The following is a 26,664-nucleotide window of genomic DNA, read 5'->3' as shown; positions in this document are numbered from 1 at the left end:
CACTGCCCGGAGTGACGCCATCTTTGGGGTTGATCAGGTAGACCACCAACGGCACCTCGGTATGCCGCAGGCCGATACCGCCATGCGCCCCTTCGATATCACCATCAATGGCCGGTTCCATCAGCGGAACAACGATGGGCGGCAGGAGGGGGTTAAGTGTTTTGTCCTTGGGCATGGCGAGAGTCCTCACGGTCGTGCGCTGTTGGCTTACCGTTATCAAACGCCTTAAATCGCGGCGTGCCTACTGTCAGAATTAACAGGTCGTGCGGGATGCCCCTGGATCGGTACCTGTTAATTCTGACAGTAGGCAATGCCCGGTTTCAGGTGTTTGATAGCGCCAACAGCACACTTCGCAGGAACAGGAGAACAGCCATGCCAGCCAAAAAAAACCAGACATCCGCGCCTGCGACCAAGCCAGCAGCGGCAGAGGGAAAGACCAAAACCAAAGCCTCTGCCAAACAGAAGGTTCCGGCCCTATCACACACCATCATGACGCTGGAGGAAAAGAAGGCGCCCAAGTACCTCGACCGGCTTTACATTCCCGGCATGAGTGAGAACGTCAAAGGCTACGACGCTGGCGTCCCGAAGTGGTTGTTTGAGTCAGGCATGACGATTCAGGTAGACAAAGGCTGGGCCGCGGCCCCGGGCGATGTCATCACGGTCGGTAAACTACTCGACGACGGCACCGTGTCGGTACTCGCCACCAAGCAGCTCAAACCTGGCGAGGAGCTGAACAACGCCTACTTTTTCGCCGCCGAACAGAAGGATCTGCCCGACGGCCCGTATGCCCTGGTGTATGTGGTCCACTATGCCGGAGGCACGGACTACGACAGGTCTTACCCGCTGCTGACGCTGGTCAAGACCGACCTTCCCGCCGGTAACGACGACGACGGCCCTACAGTACCCGGGCATTCAGGACTGAAATTCAGCGTATCCGAGACGGTCATCGTCCCAGGCAATGCCAGCAAAGGCGTCACTATCACGCTCCAGCCGCCCCCAAACACCAACCCAACCGATGAAGTCGATCTTCACTGGGGATCGGTAATCAAGACGCAAAACATTGCGGGGGCTCTCAAGCCCACAGTGATCCTGGTGACCTATGCGGATTTGCTTGAAGCCGGCGACAGTGATCTTCGGTACGTCTGGCTGGAGGTGCGGGACCTGGTGGGGAATGTCTCGACGCCCGGCTCGGCCAGCGTGGAGGTCTCGGTGAACCTGGGCCAGCACCTTACGGATGGCCCCGTCATTGTCAATGGCGGGCCACCTGGCTATATCGACCTTGAAGTCGTGGGGGAAAACCCCCTGGAGCTGCAGGTTCGCACGCCGTCTAGCGTGGGCGGTGTGGGTGATATTTATGATGTGATGTTCCGCATCTACCCGCCTAAAGGTGGCGTCAAAATCATTCACAAATTTGTCGAGATCAGGCGAGGTGGTCAGGTCTATTCAGTGTTCATCGATTACCTGGATGTACGGATGGCCGCTGAAGGCCGGGTGGAGACCAGCTTCGTATTGAGAAAGTCCGGCCCGCCCTACGAGGTGTACTCCAAGAAAACCGCGGCCGAGGTCAGAGGCTCAGTGGTTCGCCTGGAGCCACCGGACCTTGAGGGCTACCCAGACGATCACATCAGTAACGACCCGGCGCATGTCATCGCACGCTGCCCCTACTATGCCTGGCGGCAACCCACCGACGAGATTCTGTGGATCTTTCGACTTGTAAAAGGGTTGAACGAGGTGATCCTCCACACCGAGACACAAATCGTCGGCCAATCCTGGCCCGTCGGTGCGCCGGTCAAGCAGGTGTTTTACTGGGAACAATTGCGCCAGTTCAAAGGCTACAGCTTCGAGTTCTATTACGTGATCTCAAGCAGCTTCACCCGCGCGCGCGCAATAGACCTGAATGAATCCTTGCGTCGGATGTTGACCATCAGCTAGATACGTCAAACCCCAAGGCACTCTCGCGAGTGGCTTGGGGTTTGAGTCGCTCGACAATCAGTTTTGAATCTTGTGATCCAGCGCCGCATAAAAGTTGGCACTCTGTTGCAGGTACTTCTGAGTATAAGCCGTGACATTGGATTTTTTGCCGGTGACTTCCACGCTGGCGGCGGCAGGCAAGGCCACGGTGGCGGAAACAGCAGAAGCAGCGATGATCGAGAAGAGATTGAAATTCATGGCGGTAACCCTTGTGTTCGTTTGGTTGGGTGGCCTGGGAAGGCCTTGGAACCCAACTTACGCCCGAGGGTTGAACCTTAGAAATGCTTTGAAACAGTAGCCGTTATCACTGCGATTAATACAAAGGCTCAGGCCCCGCAGTGCGGGGCCTGTGGCTTATTGACGCACCAGGAACTTGAGGTCACTGGGGGCATCGATCGGCAATTTCTGCACGGTTTTACCCAGCAGGCCGGTCTTGGGGTCGCGCTCGACGACGACAATTTCATTGCTTTTCTGGTTGGCGATCAGCAGGAATTTTCCGCTAGGGTCGAGGCTGAACTCACGCGGATGGTCGCCTTCGACAGAACGCCGCTGGATTTCCTTGAGGTGCGCGGTGGCTGGATCGATGCTGAACACCAGCATCTGATTGGCCGTGCCACGGTTGCTCACGTACAGGAATTTGCCGTCGTTTGACGCATGCAACGCCGCACCGGCCTTGTCGGACACCGGTTGGCCGGCGGCATAGTCGAGCAACTGGGTTTGCGTCAGCTTGCCCTCGTTGTAATCGAACACGGCTACCTGGGCGCTCATCTCAGTGGTCAGCCAGGCGTGTTTGCCGTCCGCGCTGAACAGCAAGTGACGCGGGCCGCTGCCCGGTGGCAACTGCACCAACGCCGGGTCGGCCGCTGTCAGTGGCAGCTCGTGATTGGCCTTGGGGTCGTAGCGGTAGGCAAACACCTTGTCCGCGCCCAGGTCCTGCACGAATACATACTTGCCGTCCGGCGACGACACTACCGAATGCACATGGTTGGACGCCTGGCGCTCCGGGTTCACACGGCTGGCCGGGTGCCCGCTCAACTGCACCGGTGCCGACAGCTTGCCGCTGGCATCCACCGGCAGGATCGCCAGGCTGCCACCCGGGTCTTCCACCACCGAATAGTTGGCGACGAACAGGTAGCGCCCATCGGCGGCCACACTGGAATGGGTCGGCTCATTGCCCAGGCTCTGCACCTGGTTGATCAGGGTCAGCTGGTGGTTCTGGGGGTCGATGCTATAGCTGCTGACACGCCCCACCGGGTCTGCCTGGCCGGGGCCGTTCTCATTGACCACAAACAACTGCTTCTGGTCTTTGGAGATCGTCAGCCAGGAAGGGTTGGCGGTTTTCGCCGCCAGCACTGGCTTGCCGCTGAACTGCCCGGTGCTACTGTCGAATTGCAGGCGGTAGATCCCTTCACTGGTGCCGGCTGTATAGCTGCCGACCAACAGTTCATGGATATCGGCCGGCGCGGCCTGCACCGACATCGCACCGACACTGCCTGCCATCAGCAGGGGCCAGAATTTACGCATCATCTGCTTCGTCCTCGTCGTTATTGTTGTCGCCCTGGATGGCGCTCAAGCAGACCAGACGGTGTTCACCGTCGTCGTTGATCAGCAACCAGCTTTGCAAGCTCTCGTCAAAGGTAGCCGCCTGCAATTGTTCTGGACTGAAGGTCCAACGCTTGAGTTCCCGGCCATCCATGCTTTGGATCTGCAGTTGCTGATCAAGCTCGAAGTCAAAAGCGTGCAGCCCATTGATGATCAGCATATCGCTGGTGGCAAGGACGCAGGTCAGGGTGTCGGCAGTCATGGCAGTAATCATTTTGGGGAAAGCCGCAATGATAGCCCAGGCTGTAACCTAGAGGTTGAACACTGCGGTGATGCTATCGCAGCATAGGTCTCTACAACTTCGGTACGACGCTAAACCTGTGGCGAGGGAGCTTGCTCCCGTGACGGCCTGACAGCCAACGCCCGCCTACCTGACACCCCCACGATCAAACTGTGGGAGCTGGCTTGCCTGCGATGGCAACCTGACGGCCGACGCAGTTATACCGGGTAAATATCCATTCCTGCGGTAACAGACATCTACGCGCTCTGATCCAACATCCCAGTTGGCTGCCAGGCCGTCTTCGCAGGCAAGCCAGCTCCCACACTTGGCACGGTGCGTCAGTTGGATCAGCTTCGGCTGTCAGGCCGTCACGGGAGCAAGCTCCCTCGCCACAGGTCCAGCTTTGCGCCAACGTTGTGTAGATAGCTATGCCTATCGCAGGCAAGCCTGCTCCCGCCTTTTGGAAGCAGGATCAGTGCGCGAACAACGAGTTGCCCTTCTGCCCTGCCAGCTTTTCAGGCTTGATCAGGAATCGCGCCAGCGCCGGCAACAGCCACAGCGCGCCGAACATGTTCCACAGCAACATGAAGGTCAACATCAAACCCATGTCGGCCTGGAACTTGATGGCCGAGAAGATCCAGGTGCACACGCCAATGGCCAGGCACAAGCCGGTAAACAGCACGGCCTTACCGGTGGACTTCAACGTCTGGTAATAGGCCTCTTGCAAAGGCAAGCCAGCGCGCAGGAAGCTTTCCAGGCGGCTGTAGATGTAGATGCCGTAGTCCACGCCAATCCCCACACCCAGGGCTACCACCGGCAAGGTTGCGACCTTGACGCCAATGCCCATGAACGCCATCAGTGCGTTACCCAGTACCGAGGTCAGCACCAGCGGCAACACGATGCACAGGGTCGCCGCCCAAGAGCGGAAGGTGATCATGCACATGGTCGCCACGCACAGGTACACCAGGATCAGGATGATCAGTTCCGACTCCTTGATCACCTCGTTGGTGGCTGCTTCGATCCCGGCATTACCCGCTGCGAGAATGAATTCCAGGCCGTCCTTGTTGTTTTCCTTGGCGAACTCCTGCACCGCATGCACGGCACGGTCGAGGGTTTCGGCCTTGTGGTCGTTGAGGAACACCAGCACCGGCGCCAGTGAGCAATTGTTGTTGTACAAGCCATCGGCACGCGCGATGGAGTTGTTCAGCACATCCGGGTTGCGCGACAAGGTTTCCCATTTCAGGTTGCCCTCGTTCATGCCCTTGATCATTTGCTTGGACACGGTCACCAACGAGATCGCCGACTGCACGCCCTCGGTGTTCTGCATCTTCCACATCAACTGGTCGATGGGCGCCATGGCTTCATAGCGCGAGCAGCCTTCGGCCTTGGTCTTGACCATCACCACCAGCACGTCGGAGCTGGTGGAGTAATTGCTGATGATGAAGTTGTTGTCCTTGTTGTAGCGCGAATCCGGGCGCAGTTCCGGTGCGCCTTGGTCCAGGTCGCCAATCTTCAGGTTCTGGCTGTACCAGAGGCCGCCACCAAAGGCGATCAACGCCAGGAACACCGAAACCGGCGCGACTTTCGGGCTGGCAAATTTGGACAGCAGGCGCCAGAAGCTATGTTCGCGGTTCGCGTCTTTCTTGCTCTTGGCGATGGCGCGCTTGCTGATGCCCACGTAGGAAATCGCGACCGGCAGCAGGATCAGGTTAGTGAACACGATCACCGCCACGCCGATGGACGCGCCGATAGCCAGTTCGCGGATCACGCCGATGTCAATGATCAGCAGCGTGATGAAGCCCACAGCATCCGCCAGAATGGCGATCATCCCCGGCAGGAACAGTTGCCGGAAGGTGCGCCGCGCGGCGGTGAGGGCGTTGTCTGCCTCGCTGGATTGCAGGGCAATGCCGTTGATCTTCTGCACGCCATGGGAAATGCCGATGGCGAAGATCAGGAACGGCACCAGCATCGAATACGGGTCCAGTCCGAAACCGAAGAAGTGCATCAACCCCAGTTGCCAGACCACCGCCACCAATGTCGTGCTCAACACCGCAATGGTGCTGCGCAGGCAGTTGGTGAACCACAGCAGCAGAATCAGGGTGATGACGAACGCAACGCCGAAGAACAGCACCACCATCACCAGGCCATCGATCAGGTCGCCGACCTTTTTGGCAAAGCCGACAATATGAATCTTGACGTTGGGGTTCTGGGTTTCGAACTTGTCGCGGATCTTGTCTTCGAGTTCATGAGAGAACTTGCGGTAGTCCAGGGCCAGCAACTTGCCCTGGTCTTGCGGGTCCGGGTAGGACTCCAACAGCGGAATATCAACGATGCTCGACTTGAAGTCATTGGCGACCAGCCGCCCGACCTGGCCGGACTTGAGCACGTTATTGCGCAACTGGTCGAGGCTCTGCGGCGAACCGTTGTAGCTCTGCGGGATGACCTCCCCGCCGGCAAAACCTTCTTCGGTCACCTCGGTCCAGCGCACGCTGGGGCTCCACAGCGACTTGAGGCCCGAGCGGTCCACACCGGAGATGTAGAACACCTCGTCGTGGATCTGGCGCAGGGTCTCCATGTACTCCTTAGTGAAGATGTCGCCGTCCTTGGCCTCTACCGAAATACGCACGGTGTTGCCCAGGTTGGCTAGGTCGTTGCGGTGTTCCATCATCTTTTCAATGAAGGGGTGCTTGAGGGGGATCATCTTTTCAAAGCTGGTGGACGGGCGAATCAAGGTCGCCTGCCAGAACAGGAAGATACTCACCAGCAGGCAGATGACGATCACCGCCGGGCGATTGTTGAAGATCAGACGCTCAAGAAAGGTCGCTTTATCGTTGTGATGACTGCTCATTGAATCCCCGCCTTCTTATTATTGTGAGAGCTCTGCGCCGGCCGATGTGGCAACCCGCACGCCACCCTGCCCCGCGAGGATCAAATTGCCATTGCCGGCCGCCGTGACCGCCGAGAGTGAAATACGGTCCGGGCGATTGAACACACTGAAGGTCTGGCCGTCGTCATGACTGACCACCACGCTGCCGCCGTTGCCGACCACAACAATGGAACCGTCCTCCAGCAAGGTCGCCCCCGACAGGCCAAACTCCAACGCGCCACGCGCTGCGTTCAATTGGACCTGTTCCCAAGTGCTGCCGAAATCGGTGGAGCGGTAGAGGTTGCCGCGCAACCCATACGCCAGCAGGGTTTGCGGCTGTGCGGTGCTGATCACGCCAAACAGCGAACCCTCGTAGGGGCCTTCGAGTTTTTCCCAGGTCTGGCCGTCGTCGCTGGAGCGAAACATGCTGCCTTGCTCACCGACGATAAACAGGCCGGCGCCCTTGACGTGTGCAATGGCGTTGAGGTGGTACTGGTCTTCGTTGTCGAGGCGCTCGCTGACATCGTTCCAGGTTTTGCCGGCGTCGGTGGTCTCGATCAACGCACCGTAGGCGCCCACGGCCAGGCCGTGGTTGGCGTCGTTGAACCACACATCGAGCAACGGCGCTTCGCGTTTGAGGTCTTGATATTGCTGGGTCCACGTGGCGCCGCCATCGGTACTGGCAAGAATCTGCGCATCGTGGCCGACGGCCCAACCGTGCTGATCATCAACGAAAAACACCGCCGTGAGCAGTTGCCGGGTGGGTACTTTGGCTTGGGCCCAGGTGTTGCCCTGATCATCGGAATAAAGGATATGCCCCCGATCACCGACCGCCACCAGGCGCTTGCCCGCGTGAACCACGTCGATCATCAAGCCTTTGGCGGCCTTGGGGGATTCAATTGCAAAGACTGCGGCGGCGGAGGTATCGCTGGCGGCCAGAACCGGCAGCGACAATACGCTGCCAGCAAGCAGCGAGAGCGCTGTGGCCAGCAACGCAACCCTGCGTGCGGCGCGTGGGCGGCAAACAACCCAACCCATGACAGGCTCACTCATAGACCTTTCTCCCATTTATTATTGTTAGGTCGTCTTCTCTGCCAGGACCTTGAAACCTGCAATCTAGAGCGCCTGGAGGAAGCAGGAGCCATCCTATCGGGCTTTGGAATCGTCTGACAATCGGCGCTACGTTATCTTTTGTTAACTGGCGGCGTTTGGCCATGTGCTGAATATAGCTATATCAGCTGAAATGATGGCCCCACGTGATCGTTCCCACGCTCCGCGTGGGAATGCATCCCCTGACGCTCTGCGTCCTCACCGCGCAAACAGCGGGGCGCAGAGCGCCCCGGGCGGCATTCCCACGCGGAGCGTGGGAACGATCAGGAGAAATGAATTTTTATTCTATCTATTGAATTTAGTGAATTTTTATTCCATTAATAGCTTTCCTGAAAACAATAATCCAAAGGACCACGACGATGCGTGAACTCGGAATCGGCTTGATCGGCACAGGCTTCATGGGCCGCGCCCACGCGCTGGCGTTCAACAACGCCCGGGCGGTATTTGAACTGCCGGTGCAGCTCAAGCTGGCCGCCCTGGCCGATGCCGACACCGAACGCGCCCAGCGTTGCGCCAGCGCCTGGGGGTTTGCCCAGGCCCATGGTGACTGGCAAGCGCTGATCAACGACCCAAAGGTCGACGTCGTGGCCATCACCACCCCCAACCATTTGCATTACTCCATGGCCATGGCCGCGATTGCGGCCGGCAAAGCCGTGTATTGCGAGAAACCCCTGGCCGTCAGCCTCGAACAAGCCGACGCCATGCGCCGCGCAGCCCATACCGCCGGGGTGGTGACGCGTGTCGGCTATAACTACCAGCACAACCCCATGATCGTGTTGGCCCGGCAGATGATTGCCCAAGGCGAACTGGGCCAGATCATCAGTTTCCAAGGTGAGTTCAGCGAAGACTTCATGGCGGACCCGGCCTCCCCTTGGTCGTGGCGCTGCGAAGTGGAGCATGCTGGCGGCGCCCTGGCTGACCTGGGCAGCCATTTGCTGTCAATGGCCCGCTACCTGGTGGGCGACGTGACCCATGTCTGTGCCGATACCCAGACCGTGCACAACCAACGCCCCGCCACCGCCGGCAGCCCAACCTCAAAAGCCATTGCCGTGGATGACCAGGTGCATGCCCTGTTGCGCTTCGCCAACGGCGCCCGTGGCACGGTGAGCAGCAGTTGGCTCAAGCACGGCTACAAGAACCATCTGAGTTTCGAGATCAGCGGCACCCAAGGCACGCTGGCGTTTGACCAGGAACGCTTGAATGAACTGCGCCTGTACCGCATCGGCCAGGACGGCTTCCAGCGCGTGCTGGCTGGCCCTGCCCTGCCCGGCTATGCGGCATTCAGCCCGGCGGCGGGGCATCAGTTGGGTTACAACGAATTGAAGACGTTGGAAGTGCAGGAGTTGATCATGGCGCTGGCCGGCCAAGGGGCCCAGGGGACGGACTTTGAGGCGGCGTGGGAGGTGGAGCGGTTGGCGACGGCGATTCGAGTGGCCGCCCTTGAGGAACGCTGGGTCAAAGTGGACACGGTTTAAAAGTGGGAGCGGGCTTGCTCGCGAATACGCTGTGTCAGTCGGCACCTTCAGTGCCTGAACCGCCGCATTCGCGAGCAAGCCCGCTCCCACATTTGGTCATCTGAACCATTCAATCAGCGCAAGGCCCGACGCAGCACTTTGCCCACCGTGGTCTTGGGCAGTTCCGTGGTGCGAAACTCCACATATTTTGGCAGCTTGTACCCCGTCAGGTACTCCCGGCAGTGCGCAAGAATCTGCTCCTGTGTCAGGGTCGGGTCCTTGCGCACGACGATGATCTTGACCTTCTCCCCGGTCACTGGGTCTTCGACCCCAATGGCCGCCACTTCAGCAACCCCAGGGTGCATGGCCACCACGTCCTCGATTTCATTGGGGTACACGTTGAAGCCCGAGACTAGGATCATGTCCTTCTTGCGGTCCACCAGGCGGATATACCCGCGTGCGTCCATCACGCCGATGTCCCCGGTGGACAGCCAGCCCTCGGCATCCAGCACCTCGGCGGTTTCCTTCGGCCGTTGCCAGTAGCCCTGCATCACTTGCGGGCCACGTACTTGCAACTCGCCCTGCTCGCCGATATCCGCCAGTTCGCCGTCTTCGCGTACGAAGCGCACCCAGGTAGAGGGCAATGGCACGCCAATGCTGCCGGTGAATTCCATCTCGCGCATGCGGGAAATATCAATGGGGCTGATGCTCACCACGGGCGAGCATTCGGTCAGCCCGTAGCCTTCGATGATCGGCAGCCCGGTTACTTCCTTCCAGCGCTTGGCCACCGCGGTGTGGGTGGCCATGCCGCCAGCAATCACCAGGCGCAGGTCGGAAAAGTCCCGTGCACAGAACTCCTTGTTTTCCAGCAAGCCATTGAACAGCGTGTTCACCCCGGCGATGCCATTGAAGCGTTCCTTGCGCAGGATCATTTGCACGCGCTTCACGTCCCGAGGGTTGGCGATGAGGATATTGCGCCCGCCCAGGCACATGAACATCAGGCAGTTCACCGTCAGTGAGAAGATGTGGTACAGCGGCAGCAAGGTCACGTTGGTTTCCTGCTTGTGCAGGTTTAACTGGTCACCGACCCAGGCCTTGGCTTGCAGCAGGTTGGCAATGATATTGCGATGGCTGAGCATCACGCCCTTGGCATCGCCGGTGGTGCCGCCGGTGTATTGCAGGAAGGCCAGTTCATCGCGGTGCAGGCTGACCGGCAAATGGTGCATGGCCCTGCCCTGTTTGAGCACCTGGTTGAAACGCAGCGAACCGGGCAGCCTGAAGGCCGGTACCTGCTTCTGCACGCTGCGCAGGATGAAGTTCATTGCCGCGCCCTTGAAGGTGCCCAGCAAGTCGCCAATGGCCGCGACCACCACTCGCTTGACGCTGCTGCCTACCATGGCTTTTTCCAGGGTATGCGCGAAATTTTCGAAGATCACCACTGTTTCGGCGCCACTGTCCTTGAGCAGGTGCTTGAGTTCGTGGGCGGTGTACAACGGGTTGACGTTGACCACTACTGCTCCGGCCAGGATCGTGCCCAGCAGGCAGATCGGGTACTGCAAGCAGTTGGGCATCATCAGGGCCACGCGGTCGCCCTTCTTCACGCCCTGGTTCTGCAGCCAGGCGGCAAAGGCAATGCCCTGGGTGCGCCAATCGGCATAGGTCATTTGCGTGCCGATGCTGACGTAGGCCACCCGTTCACGGAACTTCTCCAGATGCTCCAGGAACACTTCGCGCAGCGACGGGTAATCCTCGATCCCGGCGTCAATGTCCGCTGGCACGCCGGGCAGGTAAGTGTTCAACCAAATGCGTTCGGTGTGTTCCAGGCTGATAGCGTTCATCGCAGTGTCCTTATTGTTGTTTTTGATAGCGCTACTTTTCGACGATGGCGGTGATGCCCAACCCACCCGCCGCGCAGATCGAAATCAGGCCGCGACCGCCACCGCGTTCATGGATGGCCTTGGCCAGCGCCGCCAGTTGCCGGCCACCGGTGGCCGCAAAGGGATGGCCGCAGCCCAGTGAGCCGCCGTTGACGTTCATCTTGGCCCGGTCGATGGCGCCCAGGGGGGCGTCAAGGCCGAGTCGCTCGCGGCAATACTGCGGGTCTTCCCAGGCCTTGAGCGTGCACAGCACCTGGGCGGCGAACGCTTCGTGGATCTCGAAGAAATCGAAGTCGGCAAACCTCAAGCCTTCCCGCGCAAGCATGCGTGGCACGGCGTAAGCCGGCGCCATCAGCAGGCCCTCGGTGCCGTCGACAAAATTCACCGCAGCCGTTTCGCCGGTGCGCAAGTAGGCCAACACCGGCCAGCCATTGGCGGCGGCCCATTCTTCACTGGCCAGCAGCACCACCGAGGCGCCATCGGTCAGGGGCGTGGAGTTGCCGGCGGTGAGCGTGCCGTTCTGGCGGTCGAAGGCCGGCGACAAGCCGGCGAGCTTTTCCAGGCTGATATCGGCACGCAGGTTGTTGTCACGGGCCAAGCCGCGATGGGGGCTGATCAGGTCGTCGAAGAAGCCGCGTTTATAAGCCGCATCCAGGCGCTGGTGGCTGGTGAGGGTCAGCTCGTCCTGGGCCAGGCGCTTGATCTGCCAGCGCTTGGCCATTTCTTCGCAGTGCTCGCCCATGGACAAGCCGGTGCGCGGCTCGCCATTGCGCGGCAGCAACGGTTTGAACAGCATCGATGGGCGTACTTTCATCAAGGCCTTGAGCTTGCCGCCCAGGCTTTTGGCGCGATTGGCCGCAAGCAAGGTATGGCGCAAGGATTCGTTGATGCCAATGGGCGCGTCGGAGGTGGTGTCGGCACCACCGGCAACGCCCACTTCGATCTGGCCGAGGGCGATTTTATTTGCCACCAGCAGCGCGGCTTCAAGCCCTGTGCCACAGGCTTGTTGCACATCATAGGCAGGGGTTTGCGCCGACAACGTGGTGGACAACAGCGCCTCGCGGGCCAGGTTGAAATCCCGTGAGTGCTTGATCACCGCTCCGGCGGCAAACTCACCCAGGCGTTGGCCGTGCAGGTTGTAGCGCTCCACCAATCCTTGCAGGGCGGCGACCAGCAGGTCCTGGTTACTGTCGTGGGCATACACCGTGTTGGAGCGCGCAAATGGAATACGGTTGCCGCCGATAATCGCCACGCGGCGGGACGGGGCTGGGGTAAAACTGTAGTCACTCATTGCTGGCTCTCTTTCCAAATGAATAGCCCGCGCATATGGGGCTTGTCTCCGGCGAAATTGCGCACTTCGAACTCGCGCCGTGGCCCGCTTACGGGGTGGCCCCACAGGACTACCTGGCCGGGCAGGAAGATCGGCAATTTGAAGTCGCAATGGGCCTCGGCCTGGTCCAGGCCACCGGGCGGCTGTTGCGCTGCCAATGCGCGGCCCAGGGTCCACATGCCATGGGCGATGGCGCGACGAAAGCCGAACAGCCTGGCACCGATGACCGACGTGTGAATGGGATTGAAATCCCCCGACACCTTGGCAAAGCGTCGCCCCAGGTCGGCGGGCAGTACCCAGCGCTGGGTGCGTAACAGGCCGTCTTCCTGTAGCGGCAGAGGGTCATTCCAGGGTTCACCCACCGGATTGCTGACGTCACGGCGCAAATACAGACTGTCGCTTTCCCACACCAGGGTTTCCTGGCTGTAGGCACGGGTGGCGATACTCAAGGCCTGCCCTTTTGGATGGGCCACCCAGCGCTCGCAATACACCTCCAGGCGCAGCGCCTGGCCCTCGTGCAAGCGCTGGTTCTGACGAATACGATTGGCCAGGTGCACCATGCCACTGGCCGGGTACGGGAAGCTTGGCCGAGTCAGCAGCATGAGGTGCAGTGGGAACGCCAGCACATGGGGATAGGACAATGGCACGCCCTGCTCGCGACGAAAACCGCACGCCCGTGCGTAAGCGGCGATACCGGCCGACGAAAGCTCCACCGCGCTGCGCACCAGGCGTGCTGCAGGCAATGGCGGCGCACCGTCGAGTTTGGGTTTGCGCAAGGCGCGCAGGCCGTCGAGCAACAACTGCGTGCGCGACGGCGGTGGGTCGATAATCTGCGTCAAGTAGTCCATCGGTCAGGCTCCCAACAGGCTTTGGCCGCACACCCGCACCACCTGGCCATTGACGCCGCCCGACGCCGGATGCGCCAGCCAGGCGATGGTCTCGGCCACGTCGATGGGTTGCCCGCCCTGGGACAACGAATTCATGCGCCGCCCCGCTTCGCGGATCATCAGCGGGATCTTCGCGGTCATCTGGGTCTCGATAAAGCCGGGCGCCACCGCGTTCACCGTGACCTGCCGGGCTGCCGCACGCGGTGCCAGGCCCTGTACCAGGCCTATCACACCGGCCTTGGACGTGGCGTAGTTGCTCTGCCCCAGGTTGCCGGCGATACCGGAAATCGACGACACGCACACAATGCGCCCACCAGGGTTCAAACCCTGACTGTCGAGCAAGGCCTCACTGAGCTGCCACGGCGCTTCGAGATTGACCGCCAGCACACTGCGCCAGGCGCCCTCTGTCATTTTGGCGATGGTCTTGTCGCGGGTGATCCCGGCGTTGTGCACCACCACATCAAAGGCGCCGTATTGGCTGACGTGGGTTTGCAACAGTGAGGCGGTGTCGGCGGCGGTAATATCCAGAGGCAACGCCGAACCGCCCACGCTGGTCGCCGCCTGCTGCAAGGCTTCCTGGGCCTGGGGCACGTCCACACACACCACATGGGCACCGTCCCGCGCCAGCACCTGGGCAATCGCCAGGCCGATGCCACGGGAGGCGCCGGTGACCAGGGCGCGTTTGCCGGCAAAGGGTTTGTCCCAGTTGATGGCGGCATGGCCATCGACCGGTTTTTCCAGGCGCACCACCTGCCCCGAGACATAGGCGGAACGGCGCGACAGGAAAAACCCCAGGCTGCTGTCCAGCGCGTCTTCCGCGCCCGGCGCCACGTACAGCAGTTGCACGGTGATCGCGCGGCGCAGTTCCTTGGCCAGCGAACGCACCAAGCCTTCAAGGGCGCGTTGGGCGATGGCCTGGGGCAAGTCGTCGCAATGCTCGGGTGCCGTGCCGAGCACCACTACTCGGCCATGCTGGCTGAGGCGCTTGGCATTGCTGTGAAAGAACAGGTAAAGCTCATCCAACTGTTGCAGGTCGGTCACGCCGCTGGCGTCGAACACCGCGCCTTGCACCTTGACCGTGGACGGTGCCTTGAGCGTCGCCGGGCTCGCGGCGACGGTGTCGGTGGCGCTGAACACGCGCTGCACCGAGGCCACCAGGCGCCCTGCCCCGGCGATGATCACAGGATTAGCCAGGCCGGCCTGGCCGCTGCGATGCCGTTGCAGGGGCAAGGGTTGCGGCAAGCCGACCGCCTGGGCCAGACGCCGGCCCCAGGGGGAATTGACGAACGAAAGGTAGCTGTCACTCATAAGGAGTCCACTCACAACACAGTTCTTGCCTGATAAACCGGTCAAATGTGGGGAACTGGATCGCCCTCTGTAGGAGCGAGCTTGCTCGCGAAAAACGTCAACGATAACGCTGGATTCCTGAATCAACGCGGCGCCTGTGAGTTCTTCGCGAGCAAGCTCGCTCCTACAAAAAGCCTTCTGCCTGGTATTCAAGGCAAGCAGTTCCCACCTGTGGACCGGGTTTTCTCTTAATTGACCGGGACGCTGCGCCGTTTGGCCACCGGCTCGAGCGCCTGCTTACGCTGCTGCAGAGCCTCCAGCAAACCAAAGTCCTGGGGAAAGTCGTCCACCTGGATACCGTGGTCGGCGTATTCCACATAGCGCGCCAGCAAGGCGTCTTCGTCGTCGCTGATCAAATCCAGCGCCCGCGCCTTCACGCGCCAATCGGTGAAGGCCGTGGCAGAAATCGGCAGCGGGCCGAGCAGACCTTGCTTGATGGCGGGCTTTAGCCGCGCCTCGATCAGCTCCACTTGTGGCAGCAAACGGAAACCCAATTCGCCGTAGGCCAGCTTGTCGACTTCCGGATGTGGGATGTAGGAGTTGGCCAGCAAACGGTCGCGGGTCTCGCCAGGGGTCTGCACCACCTCCGCCACCTGCGCCAACAGGCGGTCCGACGGTTTGCGCAGCGGGATGCCAAACGGAAAGCTCAAGGTGCGCACTACTGCTGCTGCGGGTTTTGAAGGGTAGTTGTCGAGCACTTCGGCCAAGGCTTCGTGGGCGCGCAACAAGGCGTCCTGGGCCGCCCAGTGCACCAGCGGCAAGTCCGCCTGGGGCCTGCCGTCATCCTCGAAGCGCTTGAGCACGCAAGACAGGATGTACAACTGCGACAAAATATCCCCCAGGCGCCCGGTAATACTTTCCTTGCGCTTGAGGGCACCTCCCAGCACGCCCATGGAAATATCCGAGATCAGCGCCAGCACCACCGACAGCCGATTGGCCTGGCGGTAGTAGGCAGCCAGCGCCGAGTCGGTCTTGGCCGGGGACGCAATCAGGCGTCCGCCGGTCAGGGCATGCACCGCTGCGCGTACGGTGTTGGCCACGACAAAACTCACATGGCCAAACATTGCGCTGTCGAAGTCTTCCAGGGCCTTGCGCCGGTCGGGGTTGTGCGCCGCTTCCATCTCACGGAACACGTAGGGATGGCAACGAATCAAGCCCTGGCCAAAGATGATCAGGCAGCGGGTCATGATGTTCGCACCTTCCACCGTAATGGCGATGGGGCTTTGCTGGTAGGCACGGGCGAGGAAGTTATTGGGGCCCATGCAGATGCCTTTGCCGGCGACGATGTCCATGCCGTCGTTGACGATGATGCGCGCCCGCTCTGTGACGTGGTACTTGGCAATGGCCGAGATCACCGACGGTTTCTCGCCGGCGTCCAGGGATGCCACCGACACCTTGCGCACCGCATCACAGGCATACAGATGCCCGGCCATGCGCGCCAGCGGCGCCTGTACACCTTCGAACTTGCCGATGGGCAGGCCGAATTGCTTGCGCATCGCCGCATAGGCTGTGGTACCGCGTACCGCCACTTTACCCAGGCCGACGTTGGCCGATGGCAGGGAAATCGCCCGGCCTGCCGCCAGGCATTCCATCAACATGCGCCAGCCGTTGCCGATTTGTTCGCGACCACCGATCACCCACTCCAAGGGAATGAACACATCCTTGCCGGTAGTAGGACCGTTCTGGAAAACCGCATTCAACGGCCAGTGACGCCGGCCGCTGTTTACCCCTGGATGGGAGGTGGGGATCAACGCACAGGTAATGCCCAGGGAACCAGGCGCGCCAAGCAAGCCCTGCGGGTCTTCGGCGCGGAACGCCAGGCCCAGCACCGTGGCAATCGGGCCGAGGGTGATGTAGCGCTTGTCCCAGGTCACTTTGAAACCCAGTACTTCCTCGCCCTCATGCATGCCTTTGCAGACGATGCCCAGGTCAGGGATCGCGCCGGCATCGGAGCCGGCATAGGGGCTGGTCAGGGCGAAACACGGAATATCGTCACCGCGTGCCAGGCGCGGCAGGTAGTAGTTGCGCTGGGCGTCGGTGCCGTAATGCAGCAGCAGCTCGGCCGGGCCCAGGGAATTGGGGACCATCACCGAAATCGCTGCCGCCGAGCAGCGTGTCGACAGCTTCATCACCACCTGGGAATGGGCGTAGTGGGAGAAGCCTTTGCCGCCGTACTGCTTGGGAATGATCATGCCGAGGAACCCGGCATCCTTGGTGTACTGCCAGCCCTCGGGGGACATGTCCTGCCAGACCTGCGTGGTTTCCCAGTCGTTGGCGATGTCGCACAGGGTTTCGACTTCGTTGTCGAGGAAGGCTTGCTCCTCCGCGCTCAGGCTGGCCGGCGCGGCTTGCAGCAGACGCTGCCAGTCGGGCTTGCCGCTGAACAGCTCGGCATCCCACCACACGGTGCCGGACTCGATGGCCGCACGCTCGGTATCGGACATCGCCGGCATGATCGTGCGAAACAGGCCCAGAGCCTTGGTGGTCAGCAGCTTGCGGCGCAGGGGTTTGATTGCCAGCACCAAGGCGGGCAGCACCACCAACACTGCCGCCAAGGCAATGCCTGGCACGGCCACTGCGTTGAACAGGTAACCCACCACCAACCAGACCAGGCCAGCGCCCAGCCACAAGGTAGCGGCGCCTTGTCGATACGCCAGGGTAATCGCGGCGGCGAGACCCACCAATAACCAGATAAGCATGGGGATACCTCTACTTGATTCAGGGTGTGGCAAACGCATGAGCAGCTCGACATGAACTGCGGCTAAAAATCACACTACAAACTTCAAAGCGTAAATTCAAATTTTGTTTTGAAATTTTTATTTAATCGCTGAGCGAAAAAAATAGCGGCTGAACAGGCCCGCCTCGGTCGTCATGATTGGATGGGATCAATCAGGGTCGCCTATGCGACCCCGCTTCCAGCCTTCAAGCCATCTTGCGCTCGCACTGGATCAGAACGCGTAAGTCGCTGAGAGACTGACTACTTCGCCTTTGGCATCGGCTTTTCCATCGAGCGTGGCCCCACCCAGGCGATCCTGGTTGTGGGTTCTGAGCTTGGCTTTCTCAACGAATTGCCGTGAGTAGGCACCGTCGATACTCAAACCTGGAATCGCGCGAATGTTGTAGCCAAACCCCAGGGAGGCGAAAATCCGGTCACCGTCTGGGATACGTGGGTCACGTGTGGAATTGCGCGTGGGCGTCTGGTCGGTTGCGACACCCGCACGGAAGGTAAAGTCGTCGGTGAATTTGTAGTCACCGCCGAGCGACACCATCCAGGCGTCCTTGTAGTTGTAGGGAATCGACACGATTTGCGTCCCCTCTGACTTCAATGTCAACGCCTTGAACGAGGACCATTGGGTCCAGGTGACGCTGGCGCCCAGCGTGAGGCGATCGTTGAACTGATGGACCCAGTCGATGGAAGCGTTGGCTGGCACATCCAGTTGCGTTGACGCCTTGGCACCATTGACGTTGAGGTCCAGCCCCGGGTATGCCAAGGCTGGCAGGCCACCTTCGATAAGTGACTTGTTGGCCTCGTCAGCATAAATGCTGTACTTGCCTTCCAGTTTGTTCTTGATCTTCGCGTGATAATTCAAGCCCAGGGTATCGAACTCGGTGGGTTTCCAGACCACGCCCGCAAACCAGCCGACCGAGGTGTTATCCACCTTGACCCGCATCAGCGATGAGCCCACTCCCGAGGGGAACGGTATGCCGATTTCAGGTGACAACGCTGCTGCGGAATACAAGTCGAGATTCTGGCTTACAAAGCCTTTGGTGTGCTGGAGAATCGCGCCGGCCCCCACCGAAAACTCATCATTGACCTTGAACGACAAGGAGCCTGTCACCCCTACCGTTTCAATGCGCGTATCGACGGCAAAGTCGCGACCGATCCAGTCGTCATCCCAGGTCGTGCGTGCGCCCATCGGCACCACTTGGCTGAGCCCGAACGCAAAACGGTCGTTGAGCGGTATCACCATGAAGCCGGTGGGGAGCCAAGCGGTGAAGCCACCTTGCCCGCCATCGCCGGTGCGCGGCGTAGAACTTAAATCCGTTGGGTCGACGGCCACAGGCGCGTTGCCTGCGTAATCCTTCGCCGTGCCCTTGTATTTGACATTGATACGAGCGTAATCGACGGTAAATTGGGAGATCGTGTTATCAATGAATGCCATGCCGGCCGGGTTGTTGTAAGCCGCGGAGGGGTCATTCTGGAACAGTGAGCCACCGCCGAAGGCACGCCCCCATCCTGGAGCACCAAAGGTCGGCGTCGAAAAACCGCCCGCGTGTGCGTGTCCCGTTGCCGTGATCAGGCCGCCAAGAATCGCCAGGCTCAATAACGTGCGTGCCTGCTGTTTCTTATTATTCATGCTCCACTCCTTATTGTTTTTATCCTCCAGGATCGGTTTTCCCGACCTGGGTTCCCGCAGCCAGTGCCTCTTGCGAGGCACTGGTGTTTTCAACGTGTGATCATCACGTCAACCACTCACGGCACTTACGGGGTCACGGTAAAGGCCGGGCTTGGGGTAGCGGTCAGAGCGGTAATTTTGCAGGAGCCAACCGTTTGGGCGCTGGGTACGGTCAGGGTATTGGTGGAGTTTTTGAAGCCGACATTGATGGTCACTGGCGAGGCGGAGCAGTTGTTGAGAATTTTGAAGTTCACACCTGAAACCGTACCGTTGAAGGCATCAGGACCGCCACTTGCCACGTTCAATGTCCATGGCAAGCCCAGCAACTGAGGGACACCACAGAGCGCGTTGGAACCGCTGACCTGCGCGCCGGTAATCGAGGCACTCGCCCCGTTGGCGGCGACCGAGCCAGTAAATACGATGTTGCACGTCACCGGCAGGTTCAACGAAGCGGGCGACGTGACCGTGATGGACCCCGCAGTGGTGAATCCCTTACCGGCAGGCGCAATAGTTGCCGCATTGGCCATTGAAACAGCGCCAAAGCACAGAGCAAACGAAGTTGCACAAACGAGGGTTTTCAAGCTTTTCATTGTTTTTCCTCACATGTTATGGCGATTCATTTCGCCAGGGGTAATGGCCATGATCGAGAGGTCACGGTGAAACTGCAGAACTTCCCTTTCCAGCCAAATTTCAATGCATTTACCGCTACAACTGTCGGAACGTGTTATTCGACAACTTTGAAGTTGGGCGGCATCTTGATCGACACCGTCTTGATCTTGCAGTCTTCGCCAATCGCAACATCAACGGCTTCCAACTTGCCGGTGGCGTTATCCCAAGTTCCGTCGGCCGTCGACGGCCCACACTTGCCGCCCAGGCCAAAGGCATGCACGTCCACGCTGATCTTCGACATGGAGCCGCTTTTTGTATCTTTGGCGATTAACACCCAAGGCAAGTTGATGGCTTCGACACGGCTGCACTTGAGGCCACCGTCGAACTCGACTTTGTCGACATTCACCGATGAACCATCGGCTGCAACCTTGCCGGCTACCTTGATGGTGCAGTCGGCACTGATGAGCTTGCCTTTGGAAAAGCTGATAGGTCCTTGGGCGGTGAAGGCACTGCCAGGGGGTTCGATACGCGCAGCCTGGGCCTGGTGGTAAGCAATCAGGCCCATGGCCGCCAACAGGATGTGGGCGGTGAACTTGGCAGAACTTTGCATGGTGTACGTCCTTCCCTTGAAATTATTGTTGTAGGGTCAAACCAGGTTCTTGCACTCAAAACGCCGGGCGACAGGGACCTGCGCGATACACAGATCCCGAGTACACCCTGAAGGCTTACTTCATCTCAAAACGGCTTGGCAGTGCCGCTGTACTTCTCCAGGTACTTCAAGCGCTTTGACGGCTGAAGATTGGTCAGGTTGATATCGCCGGCATAGTGATTCAGTACACGATGGTCCATGCGACGCCGCCACAAGTACGGCACATAAGCCCAGACAATCATGCTGGCGTAGCCATACGGAAGTTGCGGTGATTCATCAAAGTGACGCAGCGACTGATAACTACGCGTGGGGTTGGCATGGTGATCGGAGTGGCGCTGCAACTGGAACAGAAAGATATTGGTGACAATTCGATTACTGTTCCACGAGTGACGCGGCGAGCAGCGTTCATAACGGCCATTGGGCAACTTCTGACGCTTGAGGCCGTAATGCTCGACGTAGTTCACCACTTCCAGCAACGAGAACCCGTAGATGCCCTGGATAATCAGGAACGGAATTACCGCCGCCCCCAGCCAGGCAATCATCGCGCCCCACAACACCACGCTGTACATCCAGGCGCTGAGCACGGCGTTCTTCCAGTGCAGGGCCGGCAGGCCGAGTTTGCGCAGGCGTTCGCGCTCCAGGTTCCAGGCCGACACAGCGCTGAACCACACCGAACGCGGCAGGAATGCCCAGAAACTTTCACCGAGGCGCGAGCTGGCTGGGTCTTCCGGAGTGGCGACCCGTACGTGATGGCCACGATTATGTTCGGTGTAGAAGTGACCGTAGAAGGTCGGCGCCAGGGTGACCTTGGCCAGGAACACTTCCAGGGGTTTGGGTTTGTGCCCCAGTTCATGGGCGGTATTGATGGCAATGCCGGTGGCGGCACCGGTGGACATGGCCATGCCCACATAAGTCGACCAGCTGACTGCACCGTGAAGTTCAGTGCGTGCGGTGATGAACGCGGCGGTCCTGGCCAGCCAGTTAGAAGGTTCCAGGGTGGCCGTGGCGTGCAACAGGCCGCCGTTGATGATCCAGTCGATACCGCCCGCAGCGAGCCAACCGGTGATGACCACCGAGGCAATCACAAACAGCACGCCGGTGTAGACGATCCAGCGGTAGTAGCGTTGGGATTCAAGGTGGCTGACCGCAGATTCGGGCGGGTTGCTGACGTCTTCGCCGAGCAGGCCGTCAATCAGCGGGATCAAGCCGAAGATCACCAGCACGCCCACCCACCACAGTTGTTGCACGCCTGTGGTGATGGCAAGGGCGCCGGAGAGCAAGGGCGTCGCCAGCGGCATGATGCCGAGCCACCACAGGTGGCGTTTGCCGTCGGCCCAGACATGCGGGGCTGCCAGAGTCTGGTTCATGGCAGCCTCCGAACGCATTCGGTGGGCAACGAGACAGACGACAGGTATACGGAGCGTTGACTGCTCCGGGAAATCAACCATGCGATAAAAGGCGTTTTTTTCATTATTTTATTCGCTCTTAGGCATTTCAAAAATAATTTCAAATTACACATTGAAATAATTTTTTTAAATAAATAGCGCGGAATCGTTAGGTCGTCAACTAGTTTCTCCAGCCCTTTTTTCCGTGACCGAGCAGTCTCTTTTCAGCCGTTTGGTCAGGTACTCAGGGGCAGGCGTCAACGCCAGGCGCCGCAGTCAGGTGGCACTGTTACTGGCTCGCCAGGGCGACAGGTGGGTTTATCGGCCGGACGCTCTCGCCGGGTCGAGCCCGCTTGGCCACCTGCTCCACCAGCGCCGCCACGCGCTCGGTGGCGGTGATCGGCAACATATGCCCACGGCCTTCAATCACCTGCATTTTCAGCCCTGGCACCTTGCTGGCCAGGGCCTGGCCGTGTTTCTGGAAGTCGAGCACCTTGTCCTGCGCCCCGTAGATCAGGCCGATGGGCAGGGTCAATCGGGAGTAGCGCTTGACCATCTCCGGCAGATGGTCGTTGGCCCGGTTGATCTCGGTGGACGCCGCGTAGAAATTGTCGGGTCGCATGCCCAGCAAACCGCCGCCACGGGTGGCGAAGTCCGGCGGCGCAGGATCGGGGGCAAATACGCCCTTCACCACCGAGTCTTTGGTCAGCAGGCCGATGGGCAGGGTCAAGGTGTGCGCTACCCAGCGCCGCAGCCAGGCCGGGCGCACGGCCAGAGACAGGAACACCAGCGGCAGCATGCGTTGGGGGTGAGTCAAGGGCGCAACCAGCACCAGCCCGGATACGGCATGGGGATGGTCGAGGGCCAGCGCCAGGGCAATCGCGCCGCCCAGGGAGTGCCCCAGTACCAGCGGTTTACCCAGATCCAGCGTATTGATGAAGGCCGCGATTTGTCTCGCCTGGGCCGGCAAGTCTGCCGGCGTGCCGCTGTGCCGGGTGGAATAGCCTGAGCCCGGCCGGTCGAGGCTGATGACCCGAAAATGCTCACGCAACTGACCGGACAAGGCATAGGTCAGGTTGCGACTACTGCCCATCAGCCCGTGAATCATCACCAGCGGCGGGCCCTTGCCCTCTTCGACATAATGAAAGCGCTCGCCATCCACCTCGACGAAGCGCCCGTTGATCGGCACAGTCGCTTCAATGCGCCGCGTCATCCAGGCACTCAAGCCCCACAACGCAGCACTGGCGCCTGCCAGCACTCCCGCAGCGACAACCCATTCGACAGCCATAGCTCGGTCCTCTGCTTCCCTGCTGCTGGCGACCCGACCGGAATTGATCTGGCCCCAGCCATCGTCCACACCCTGGACCTAGACTTCATGCATACCACGTTCGTCCGTCGGACAAATCGCTCATGCGTAACAAGGCCCTAGCGTAGGCGAATTTTTCAGGTAGATTATTTAAAATCTTTTTTAAAATAAATAATTCAATTTTCCTTTGCAATGGTGTTCTATCTAAAAGACAAAACAAAAACAGGAGCACATCCGATGCCCAAGCGCTTTATTGACGAGGCAGCCCTATGAATGCCCCCAGTGACTCAATCGACATCGCCATCATTGGCTCCGGGTTCGCGGGCCTGTGCATGGCGATCAAACTCAAGGAAGCCGGGCTCACCGACTTCTTTATCGCCGAACAGGCCCAGACCCTCGGCGGCACGTGGCGCGACAACCACTACCCAGGTTGCGCCTGCGACGTGCAGTCCCATGTGTATTCGTTTTCCTTTGCGCCCAACCCGAACTGGACGCGACAGTTCGCGGCGCAACCCGAGATCCGCGCCTATCTGGAAGACTGCGCCAGGCGCTTCGAGCTGGCGCCCTATCTGCGCTTTGGCATGGGCCTGCAACATGCGGTGTTTGATGAACAGCAGCAGCGCTGGCAACTGACCTTCAGCGACGGCCGCCAGGTCAGCGCACGGGTGCTGGTGTCGGGCATGGGGGGCTTGTCGCGCCCGGCAATGCCGGACATCCCAGGGCTGGACAGTTTCAAGGGCAAGCGCTTCCACTCCCAGCAGTGGGATCACGAGTACTCCTTGAAGGGCAAGCGCGTGGCGGTGATCGGCACCGGTGCCAGCGCCATCCAGTTCGTGCCACAGATCGCCCCGCAGGTAGCGCACCTGGACCTGTTCCAGCGCACACCGCCGTGGATCATGCCCAAGCCTGATCGGCCGATTTCAGCGTTCGAGCGCTGGTTGTTCAAGCATGTACCACTCACCCAAAAGCTGGTGCGCGCTACGCTTTACTGGGCGCTGGAAGGCCGTGTGGTGGGCTTTGCCCTGCATCCACGCCTGATGAAAATGGTGCAGAAAATCGCCCTGCGTCATCTGCGCAAACAAGTGGCCCGCCCTTCCCTGCGCAAAACCCTGACGCCGGACTACACCATCGGCTGCAAGCGGGTGTTGATCTCCAACGATTACTACCCGGCACTCTCGCGCAGCAATGTCGAGGTGGTCACCGACAGCGTACTGCGCATCGAAGCCGACGGCGTGATTACCGCCGACGGTATCAAGCACCCCGCCGATTGCCTGATCTTCGGCACGGGTTTCCAGGCCAGCGACCCGTTGCCCCGTGGCTGCATCATCGGCCGTGACGGCATCGACCTGATGGACGCCTGGCGCGATGGCGCCCATGCCTACAAAGGCACCACCGTGCCGGGCTACCCGAACCTGTTTCTGATCGTGGGCCCCAACACCGGCCTGGGGCATAACTCGATGATCCTGATGATCGAGGCCCAGGTCGCGTACATCCTCGACGCCCTGAAACACATGCAGCGCCAGCGCCTTACCACGGTAGAGATCAAGCCCGCCGTGGAGCACGCCTACAACCAGCAGTTGCAGGACAAGCTCAAGCGCACCATCTGGAACACCGGCGGCTGCCAGAGCTGGTACCTCGACCCGCGCACCGGCAAGAACACCACGCTGTGGCCCGGCTCAACCTGGCGCTTCAAACAGGTCACCCGGCATTTTGCCCTCAAGGACTACAGCGTTAGCCAGGCGCCGGCGCCCGCCCTTCCTCGAGCGGTTGCAACGCCCCACTCCACCACAGAAGGCAGCCTGTCATGAAGTCATTCAACGGCCGCGTCGCGGCGATCACCGGCGCGGCTTCCGGCATGGGCCGCGCACTGGCCCTGGCGCTGGCGCGGGAAGGGTGTCACCTGGCGCTGGCAGACAAAAACAGCCAGGGCCTGGAACAGACCCTGGCGCTGATCCGCACCTCGACCTTGTCGCCCGTCACTGTCACCACCCAAGTGCTGGACGTGTCCGACCGCCAGGCCATGCTCGATTGGGCGGCGCGTTGCGCGGCCGAGCACGGCCAGGTCAACCTGGTCTTCAATAATGCCGGGGTGGCGCTGTCGAGCACCGTCGAAGGCATGGATTACACCGACCTGGAATGGATCGTCGGCATCAACTTCTGGGGAGTGGTGCATGGCACCAAGGCATTCCTGCCGTACCTCAAGGCCAGCGGCGACGGGCATATCATCAATACGTCCAGCGTGTTCGGCCTGTTCGCCCAGCCCGGCATGAGCGGCTACAACGCCACCAAGTTCGCCGTGCGCGGTTTCACCGAAGCCTTGCGCCAGGAACTCGACCTGCAACGCTGCGGCGTGTCGGCCACCTGTGTACACCCCGGCGGCATTCGTACCGATATCTGCCGCAGCAGCCGCATCGACGCGAACATGACCGGCTTTCTCATCCACAGCGAGCAACAAGCCCGCGCCGATTTCGAAAAACTCTTCATCACCGACGCCGACCAGGCCGCCAAAGTGATCTTGCAAGGCGTACGCAAAAACAAGCGCCGCGTGCTGATTGGCCGCGATGCCTATTTCCTCGATCTGCTCGCCCGTTGCCTGCCGGCGGCCTATCAGGCCCTGGTGGTGTTTGCCAGCAAGCGCATGGCGCCCAAGCCGCGCACGCCAGTGTTTGAAACCAACGACGAGCCCCGACTCTGAACAGGAGCACGCACCATGTTGCCGATCCGTCGCGATATCCGTTTTGCCTTGCCTGCCGAGCGCATCAAGAACTGGCACGAACAAGGGCCTGTAGTCAGCCATTTCTTCAATGCCCTGTCGTTGCTGTTTCCCCAGGGCGAGCTGTTCTTCATGGACAGCGTGCGCCACTACCGTGGGCAGATCGACGATGCCGAACTGAAAAAAGAGATCCAGGGGTTTATCGGCCAGGAGGCCATGCACAGCCGTGAGCACGTGGCCTACAACGACTTGCTGCAAGCGGCCGGCCTGCCGGCGCACACCCTTGACCGACGCTTGAAGTTCTTCCTCGACCTGCAGAAAAAACACCTGCCGCCATCGTTCAACCTGGCGGTGACCATCGCCCTGGAACACTACACCGCCATGCTCGCAGAAATCCTGCTGAGCGACCCGTCGCGCTTTGGCGACTCACTCAAGGGTTACCAGCAGATGTGGTACTGGCACGCCCTGGAAGAAACCGAACACAAAGCCGTGGCGTTCGATGTGTGGAACAGGGTGATCAAACCAGGGCCTGCACGTTACCTGCTGCGCACGGGGACCATGCTGACCACCAGCGTGCTGTTCTGGGTGGTGGTGCTGGATTTTCACGTGCGCCTGTTGATTGCCGACCGCACTTCGGGCGGCACGCTGAAGGGCTTGTGGCGCATGGTGAAGTTCTTGTATGGGCCCAAGGGGGTGTTTCCACGGATGTTCCGGCCGTGGCTGCATTATTTCAAGCCGGGCTTTCATCCTTGGGATCATGACAACCGAGCACGGTTGGCGGGCATTGACCGGTTGGTCGAAGAGATAGAGCGCACGCGCCGCAGCTATGAATCGGCCTAGTGCCAGGGATCAACCCTGCCGCCTGTAGGAGCGAGCTTGCTCGCGAAAAACGTCAACGATGACGCGTGCTTCCTGAATGAACGCGGCGCCTGTGAGTTCCT

General features: G+C 60.3%; 20 protein-coding genes. 5 read left to right on the top strand and 15 right to left on the bottom strand.

The window, feature by feature from the left end; all coding sequences use genetic code 11:
• The first annotated feature begins 372 nt into the window (after window positions 1-372).
• Window positions 373-1,932, top strand: coding sequence for a hypothetical protein (locus tag HBO10_RS26105; RefSeq protein WP_034126031.1), 1,560 nt, complete (start codon window positions 373-375; stop codon window positions 1,930-1,932).
• Between the two features lie 57 nt (window positions 1,933-1,989).
• Here HBO10_RS26105 and HBO10_RS26100 read toward each other — a convergent pair whose 3' ends face one another.
• From HBO10_RS26100 to HBO10_RS26080, 5 genes are all read right to left on the bottom strand, one after another.
• Window positions 1,990-2,169 carry a hypothetical protein gene (locus HBO10_RS26100; protein WP_034126032.1) on the bottom strand — a complete coding sequence of 60 codons (180 nt, stop codon included), beginning with the start codon at window positions 2,167-2,169 and terminating at the stop codon, window positions 1,990-1,992.
• 156 nt (window positions 2,170-2,325) lie between these two features.
• Window positions 2,326-3,498, bottom strand: coding sequence for a lactonase family protein (locus HBO10_RS26095; protein WP_034126033.1), 1,173 nt, complete (start codon window positions 3,496-3,498; stop codon window positions 2,326-2,328).
• Window positions 3,488-3,775 carry a DUF5629 family protein gene (locus tag HBO10_RS26090; protein ID WP_034126034.1) on the bottom strand — a complete coding sequence of 96 codons (288 nt, stop codon included), beginning with the start codon at window positions 3,773-3,775 and terminating at the stop codon, window positions 3,488-3,490. The genes HBO10_RS26095 and HBO10_RS26090 overlap by 11 nt, the downstream gene beginning before the upstream one ends.
• A gap of 490 nt (window positions 3,776-4,265) precedes the next feature.
• Window positions 4,266-6,641, bottom strand: a complete 2,376-nt coding sequence (locus tag HBO10_RS26085) for an RND family transporter (protein WP_034126035.1) — start codon at window positions 6,639-6,641, stop codon at window positions 4,266-4,268.
• Between the two features lie 18 nt (window positions 6,642-6,659).
• On the bottom strand, window positions 6,660-7,697 hold the full coding sequence (locus HBO10_RS26080) for a YCF48-related protein (RefSeq protein ID WP_080757686.1): 1,038 nt from the start codon (window positions 7,695-7,697) through the stop codon (window positions 6,660-6,662).
• A 431-nt stretch (window positions 7,698-8,128) separates the two neighbouring features.
• Here HBO10_RS26080 and HBO10_RS26075 point away from each other — a divergent pair, with 431 nt between their 5' ends.
• Window positions 8,129-9,244, top strand: a complete 1,116-nt coding sequence (locus HBO10_RS26075; RefSeq protein ID WP_034126037.1) for a Gfo/Idh/MocA family oxidoreductase — start codon at window positions 8,129-8,131, stop codon at window positions 9,242-9,244.
• Window positions 9,245-9,357: 113 nt separating this feature from the next.
• Here the strand turns inward: HBO10_RS26075 and HBO10_RS26070 are convergent, their stop codons facing one another.
• The 10 genes from HBO10_RS26070 to HBO10_RS26025 all read right to left on the bottom strand — a co-directional run bounded on the left by HBO10_RS26070 (window position 9,358) and on the right by HBO10_RS26025 (window position 22,992).
• Complete coding sequence (locus HBO10_RS26070) at window positions 9,358-11,061, bottom strand: AMP-binding protein (RefSeq protein ID WP_034126038.1); 1,704 nt, start codon at window positions 11,059-11,061, stop codon at window positions 9,358-9,360.
• A gap of 31 nt (window positions 11,062-11,092) precedes the next feature.
• Window positions 11,093-12,391: an acetyl-CoA C-acetyltransferase gene (locus HBO10_RS26065; protein WP_034126039.1), complete on the bottom strand. Its 1,299-nt coding sequence runs from the start codon at window positions 12,389-12,391 to the stop codon at window positions 11,093-11,095.
• Window positions 12,388-13,278 (bottom strand): MaoC/PaaZ C-terminal domain-containing protein, encoded by an 891-nt coding sequence (locus tag HBO10_RS26060; protein ID WP_034126040.1) that lies wholly within the window; start codon window positions 13,276-13,278, stop codon window positions 12,388-12,390. The genes HBO10_RS26065 and HBO10_RS26060 overlap by 4 nt, the downstream gene beginning before the upstream one ends.
• Before the next feature lie 3 nt (window positions 13,279-13,281).
• Window positions 13,282-14,625 (bottom strand): 3-oxoacyl-ACP reductase, encoded by a 1,344-nt coding sequence (locus tag HBO10_RS26055; RefSeq protein ID WP_034126041.1) that lies wholly within the window; start codon window positions 14,623-14,625, stop codon window positions 13,282-13,284.
• Window positions 14,626-14,852: 227 nt separating this feature from the next.
• Window positions 14,853-17,363: an acyl-CoA dehydrogenase gene (locus HBO10_RS26050; RefSeq protein ID WP_169922156.1), complete on the bottom strand. Its 2,511-nt coding sequence runs from the start codon at window positions 17,361-17,363 to the stop codon at window positions 14,853-14,855.
• A 249-nt stretch (window positions 17,364-17,612) separates the two neighbouring features.
• Complete coding sequence (locus HBO10_RS26045) at window positions 17,613-19,022, bottom strand: outer membrane protein transport protein (RefSeq protein ID WP_034126043.1); 1,410 nt, start codon at window positions 19,020-19,022, stop codon at window positions 17,613-17,615.
• Window positions 19,023-19,147: 125 nt separating this feature from the next.
• On the bottom strand, window positions 19,148-19,651 hold the full coding sequence (praB, locus tag HBO10_RS26040) for an alkane oxidation protein activator PraB (protein WP_034126044.1): 504 nt from the start codon (window positions 19,649-19,651) through the stop codon (window positions 19,148-19,150).
• Between the two features lie 134 nt (window positions 19,652-19,785).
• Window positions 19,786-20,280, bottom strand: a complete 495-nt coding sequence (gene praA, locus HBO10_RS26035; protein WP_034126045.1) for an alkane oxidation protein activator PraA — start codon at window positions 20,278-20,280, stop codon at window positions 19,786-19,788.
• A 125-nt stretch (window positions 20,281-20,405) separates the two neighbouring features.
• Complete coding sequence (locus HBO10_RS26030; RefSeq protein WP_034126046.1) at window positions 20,406-21,686, bottom strand: alkane 1-monooxygenase; 1,281 nt, start codon at window positions 21,684-21,686, stop codon at window positions 20,406-20,408.
• A 307-nt stretch (window positions 21,687-21,993) separates the two neighbouring features.
• Window positions 21,994-22,992 (bottom strand): alpha/beta hydrolase, encoded by a 999-nt coding sequence (locus tag HBO10_RS26025; RefSeq protein WP_034126047.1) that lies wholly within the window; start codon window positions 22,990-22,992, stop codon window positions 21,994-21,996.
• Between the two features lie 287 nt (window positions 22,993-23,279).
• On the opposite strand from HBO10_RS26025, the gene HBO10_RS26020 reads away from it, so the two are divergent.
• Genes HBO10_RS26020 through HBO10_RS26010 form a run of 3 tightly spaced genes read left to right on the top strand, consistent with a single transcriptional unit; the run spans window position 23,280 to window position 26,563 of the window.
• Window positions 23,280-24,818, top strand: a complete 1,539-nt coding sequence (locus HBO10_RS26020) for an NAD(P)/FAD-dependent oxidoreductase (RefSeq protein WP_034126048.1) — start codon at window positions 23,280-23,282, stop codon at window positions 24,816-24,818.
• Window positions 24,815-25,705, top strand: coding sequence for an SDR family NAD(P)-dependent oxidoreductase (locus HBO10_RS26015; protein WP_034126049.1), 891 nt, complete (start codon window positions 24,815-24,817; stop codon window positions 25,703-25,705). The genes HBO10_RS26020 and HBO10_RS26015 overlap by 4 nt, the downstream gene beginning before the upstream one ends.
• A gap of 15 nt (window positions 25,706-25,720) precedes the next feature.
• Window positions 25,721-26,563, top strand: a complete 843-nt coding sequence (locus HBO10_RS26010; RefSeq protein WP_034126050.1) for a metal-dependent hydrolase — start codon at window positions 25,721-25,723, stop codon at window positions 26,561-26,563.
• Window positions 26,564-26,664 lie beyond the last annotated feature (101 nt).

Source organism: Pseudomonas sp. WS 5503 (assembly GCF_012985385.1).
Taxonomy (GTDB): domain Bacteria; phylum Pseudomonadota; class Gammaproteobacteria; order Pseudomonadales; family Pseudomonadaceae; genus Aquipseudomonas; species Aquipseudomonas paracarnis.
This window is presented reverse-complemented; position numbering and strand designations above follow the sequence as displayed.